5 protein-coding genes are annotated in these 4,578 nt (G+C 58.6%); all 5 read right to left on the minus strand.

Annotated features, from left to right (window positions below; all coding sequences use genetic code 11):
* Window positions 1–86: 86 nt before the first annotated feature.
* Genes ACRC4F_RS08085 through ACRC4F_RS08105 form a run of 5 tightly spaced genes read right to left on the minus strand, consistent with a single transcriptional unit; the run spans window position 87 to window position 4,287 of the window.
* Entirely contained in the window at window positions 87–851 is a 765-nt protein-coding gene (locus ACRC4F_RS08085) for an ABC transporter ATP-binding protein (RefSeq protein ID WP_438658835.1), read from the minus strand.
* A 13-nt stretch (window positions 852–864) separates the two neighbouring features.
* Complete coding sequence (locus ACRC4F_RS08090) at window positions 865–1,983, minus strand: succinylglutamate desuccinylase/aspartoacylase family protein (protein WP_438658836.1); 1,119 nt, start codon at window positions 1,981–1,983, stop codon at window positions 865–867.
* A 29-nt stretch (window positions 1,984–2,012) separates the two neighbouring features.
* A complete protein-coding gene (locus ACRC4F_RS08095) occupies window positions 2,013–2,723 on the minus strand; it encodes an ABC transporter permease (protein ID WP_438658837.1) in 711 nt (236 codons plus the stop codon).
* On the minus strand, window positions 2,720–3,448 hold the full coding sequence (locus ACRC4F_RS08100; RefSeq protein WP_438658838.1) for an ABC transporter permease: 729 nt from the start codon (window positions 3,446–3,448) through the stop codon (window positions 2,720–2,722). Before ACRC4F_RS08100 ends, ACRC4F_RS08095 begins: the two co-directional genes overlap by 4 nt.
* A gap of 56 nt (window positions 3,449–3,504) precedes the next feature.
* Window positions 3,505–4,287, minus strand: a complete 783-nt coding sequence (locus ACRC4F_RS08105) for a transporter substrate-binding domain-containing protein (RefSeq protein ID WP_438658839.1) — start codon at window positions 4,285–4,287, stop codon at window positions 3,505–3,507.
* Between the last annotated feature and the right edge of the window lie 291 nt (window positions 4,288–4,578).

The raw sequence follows: 4,578 nt of genomic DNA on the forward strand, positions 1-4,578 counted from the left end.
GGCTTGCTGGCGATGGTGTGTCAGACGCTTTGTTGTCGACTGACACAGCATCGCCAGCAAGCCGGCTCCTACAAAGGGGGGGCGTTTTACTTGAGGTTGCCGCTCAGGAACTGCTTCAAGCGTTCGCTCTTCGGACTGCCCAGCACGTCTTCCGGCGCGCCTTCTTCCTCGACCAGGCCCTGGTGCAGAAACAACACTTGGCTCGACACTTTGCGGGCGAAGCTCATTTCGTGAGTCACCATGATCATGGTCCGGCCTTCTTCAGCCAGGCCCTGGATCACCCGGAGCACTTCACCCACCAGTTCCGGGTCGAGTGCCGAAGTAGGTTCGTCGAACAGCATGACTTCCGGTTCCATGGCCAATGCCCGCGCAATCGCCACGCGTTGCTGCTGGCCACCGGAAAGAAACGCCGGGTATTGATCCGCCACGCGGGCCGCCAGCCCGACCTTGTCGAGATAACGCCGCGCGCGGTCCTCGGCTTCCTCTTTGCTGCAACCCAGCACCCGGCGCGGGGCCATGGTGATGTTTTCCAGCACGGTCATGTGGCTCCACAGGTTGAAGTGCTGGAACACCATGGCCAGGCGCGTGCGGATTTTTTGCAATTCATCGGGATCGGCCACGTGCATGCCGTGACGATCCTTGATCATGCGGATGTTCTGCCCGTCCAGGCTCATGGCGCCGTCGTTGGGTTGCTCGAGAAAGTTGATGCAGCGCAGAAAGGTACTTTTGCCCGAGCCGCTGGCGCCGATCAGGCTGATGACGTCGCCGGTGTTGGCCTTGAGTGAAACGCCTTTGAGCACATGATGATCGCCATAGCTTTTATGCAGGCCGTCGATGGTCAGTTTGTACATGGGGCATGCATCCTCAAGGCGAAAGTAGGTAGCCGCTGCGATAGGCTTCGGCGCCCGCGACGTGCGCGATCACCATGCCGGCAGTGGCCATGCGCCGCAGCGAGCGGGCGTACATCAGGCCGGCGGCGGTGCAATGAACGGGGGTGACGCGATCAGTGATCGGGTCGATGATTTCGGCGATCAGTTGCCCGGCCTCGAGGTATTCCCCCGGTAGCGCCGTGAACACCAGCAGGCCGCCGACCGGTGTCGATACCGGCTCGACGCCGGCCAACGGTGTGGCGGGGTAGGGCAGCTTGGGCAAAGGTGCCGATTCACCGGCAATGGCGCCGAAGTGAATCAGGTAATCGATCAGCGCCTGGCAATCGAGGCTGGCCAACGGGTGATTGACGTCGCCCTGGCCGCGTAATTCGACGGTGACCGAGAAGCTGCCGAGCGGGATGTCGAACTGTTCGCCAAAGCGTTCTTTCAACTGCCACCAGAGCAGGGTGAAGCATTCGTCGAACGACTGACCGCCGGAATCGGTGGCCAGCAGACTCGCTTCAGCGCCGATGTAGCGCGCCAACGGTTCGACCTGCGGCCAGGCTTCGGGTGTGGTGTAAAGGTGGGCGACCGCTTCGAAATCGCAATGCAGGTCCAGCACCATGTCGGCATCGCAGGCCAGTCGTTGCAGCGTCAGGCGCTGGGATTGCAGTTGCGTGCCTGCAGTCTGCCGGGCGAGTGCGTTGCGCAGGCTTTCGCGGATCAATTCGAGATTGCACTGCGGATCATCGCCCAACTGGCCTTCGATTTCGTTGCCCACCGCTTCGCTCAAGTCAACGAACCAGCGATTGAAGTTCTGTCCGCTTTCCAGTTCGTAGCGGCCCAGCGGCACATCCATCAGCACCTGTTCCAGGCCCACCGGGTTGGCCACCGGCACCAGCACGATTTCGCTGCGCAGGCGGCCGGCGGCTTCAAGTTCCGCCAGTCGCTGCTTGAGGTGCCAGGCCACCAGCATGCCGGGCATTTCATCGGCGTGCAGGGACGACTGGATGTAGATCTTGCCTTTGGCCGACGTCGGGCCGAAGTGGAAACTGTGGATCTGTCGAGCGGTCCCCGGCAGCGGGGCCAGCAAGTCATGAATCTGGTGGCGCATGTTCGTCTCTTTATCCCTGAAAGCGGGTCCTAGTGGGTCGGCCCGAGGAACGCCAGCCATCGGCGTTCAGCGAGGCGGAACAGGCCGACCAGCGCAAAGGTAACGGTCAAATAAATCAGCGCGGCGATACCGAATGACTGGAAGGTCATGAAGGTCGCCGAGTTGGCGTCCCGCGCGACTTTCAAAATGTCCGGGATGGTCGCGGTGAACGCCACGGTGGTCGAGTGCAGCATCAGAATCACTTCGTTGCTGTAATAAGGCAACGAGCGACGCAGGGCCGACGGCATGATCACGTAGGCATAGAGCTTCCAGCCTGTCAGACCGTACGCCTTGGCCGCTTCGACTTCACCATGGGCCATGCTGCGGATTGCCCCGGCGAAAATCTCCGTGGTGTAGGCGCAGGTGTTCAGGGCGAACGCCAGGATCGTGCAGTTCATTGCATCGCGAAAGAACGCATCCAGCACCGGTTGGGCGCGCACGGCGGCCAGGCTGTAGATACCGGTGTAGCAAATCAGCAGCTGGATATACAGCGGCGTGCCACGGAACAGGTAGGTGTAGAACTGCACCGGCCAGCGAATGTAAAAATGCGGCGACACCCGGGCGATGGACAGCGGGATCGACACCAGGAAACCGATGAAGATCGAGGCGCTGAGCAGCCACATGGTCATGGCCAGGCCGGTGATGTTGTTGCCGTCGCTATAAAGGAAGGGTCTCCAGTATTCCTGCAAGAGCTCGATCATCGTACGGCCTCCCGGGAACCGGCGGCGTAACGGCGTTCGAGCCAGCGCAGGACGAAGTTGGAGGCGCTGGTGATCAGGAGGTAAATCAGCGCGGCGAGCACCAGGAAGTAGAACAGCTGGTAGGTACTTTTACCGGCGTCCTGCGCTGCCTTGACCAGGTCGGCCAGGCCGATGATCGAGACCAGTGCGGTGGCCTTGAGCATCACCATCCAGTTGTTACCGATGCCCGGCAGGGCGAAACGCATCATTTGCGGGAACACCACGATACGAAAACGCTGGCCGCGTTTGAGGCCATAAGCGGTAGCAGCTTCGACCTGGCCCCGTGGCACGGAGAGAATCGCGCCACGGAAGGTTTCGGTGAAGTACGCGCCATAGATGAAGCCCAGGGTGATGACCCCGGCACTGAACGGGTTGATCTCGATGTATTCCCATTCCATGAAATCGGTAAACGACGTTAACCAGGTTTGCAGGCTGTAGAAAATCAGCAGCATCAGCACCAGGTCCGGCACGCCGCGAATCAGCGTGGTGTAGATTTGGGCCGGAACCCGCATCAGTTTGACTTTTGACAGTTTGGCGGTGGCGCCGAGCAGGCCGAGCAATACGGCCACCAGCAGCGACAACGCCGATAATTTGATGGTCATCCAGGTGCCTTCCATCAGCAACGGACCGAAGCCCTTGAGGCTGAAGGCTGAGAGCCCCAGGTTTTGTAATAGGTTTTCGAACATAAATCAGCAACCTGATCGGATGAAAAAAGCGCCCATCGCGAGATGGGCGCCGGGCATTATTTGCCGCTGTACAGATTCAGATCGCCAAAGTGTTTCTTCTGAATGGTGGCGTAGGTGCCATCGTCGTGTAACGCTTTGATACCTTTATTCAAAAGGTCTTTGAGGTCTTTGTTACCTTTAGAGATACCGATAGCTGTTTTGGCCGGCAGCAATTCGCTGTCAACCGGTTTGCTGACTTCGTAGCCTTCGCCCTTCGGCGACTTCAAAAAGCCCAGTTCGGCTTGCAGCATGTCCTGGATCGCGGCATCGAGACGACCGGACATCAGGTCGGAATACACTTGGTCCTGGTTCTGATAGGCCTGGGTTTTCACGCCGGCCTTGTCCAGTACGGCCTTGGCGTAGGCTTCCTGGATGGTGCCTTGCTCGTAGCCGACGGTCTTGCCCTTCAGCGAAGCGACGTCTTCGGTCAGGCCGGAACCCTTCTTGAACACATAAGCGGTTGGGCCGGAGAACAGCTCGTCGGAGAAGTCGATGACTTTTTCGCGGGCCGGGGTGACGGTCATCGAAGAGATCACACCGTCGAATTTATTGGCCTTCAGGCCCGGAATCATGCCGTCGAAATCGCTTTCGACCCATTTGCACTTGACCTTCAGCTCGGCGCAGATTGCGTTCCCCAGATCGATGTCAAAGCCCACCAGGCTACCGTCGGCCGCTTTCGACTCGAACGGAGCATAGGAAGGGTCAACGCCAAAACGCAGTTCTTTGTATCCCTTTGCCATGGCGGAGCCAGCAGCCATGCACAACGCCAGTGCAGAAAGGGTCAGCAATGCTTTTTTCATTATTCAATCCCTAAGAACCAATATGAGCGCTTGTGGCGCAGAATTATTGTTACTGGAAAGCGTAAGACCTAATGAAAGTAGCAATTTCCGAACCAGAGTGCCGAACAAGCGTTTAAAAGGTGATACAAGAAATGGCAACAGCGGATTTGTGCACGAAATCGGGCGCCGGAAAATAGCTGCACCATCTTGGTTCAAAATGGCACAAATCCCTGTAGGAGTGAGCCTGCTCGCGATAGCGGATGTCAGACACTAAAGTGTTACCTGATACACCGCTATCGCGAGCAGGCTCAC

The sequence above is a fragment of the Pseudomonas sp. genome (assembly GCF_051660785.1).
GTDB lineage: Bacteria > Pseudomonadota > Gammaproteobacteria > Pseudomonadales > Pseudomonadaceae > Aquipseudomonas.

Coding starts and splice junctions, on each gene's coding strand:
- ACRC4F_RS08105 (WP_438658839.1), bottom strand. CDS start 4,287: ATGAAAAAAGCATTGCTGACCCTTTCTGCACTGGCGTTGTGCATGGCT.
- ACRC4F_RS08100 (WP_438658838.1), bottom strand. CDS start 3,448: ATGTTCGAAAACCTATTACAAAACCTGGGGCTCTCAGCCTTCAGCCTC.
- ACRC4F_RS08090 (WP_438658836.1), bottom strand. CDS start 1,983: ATGCGCCACCAGATTCATGACTTGCTGGCCCCGCTGCCGGGGACCGCT.
- ACRC4F_RS08085 (WP_438658835.1), bottom strand. CDS start 851: ATGTACAAACTGACCATCGACGGCCTGCATAAAAGCTATGGCGATCAT.
- ACRC4F_RS08095 (WP_438658837.1), bottom strand. CDS start 2,723: ATGATCGAGCTCTTGCAGGAATACTGGAGACCCTTCCTTTATAGCGAC.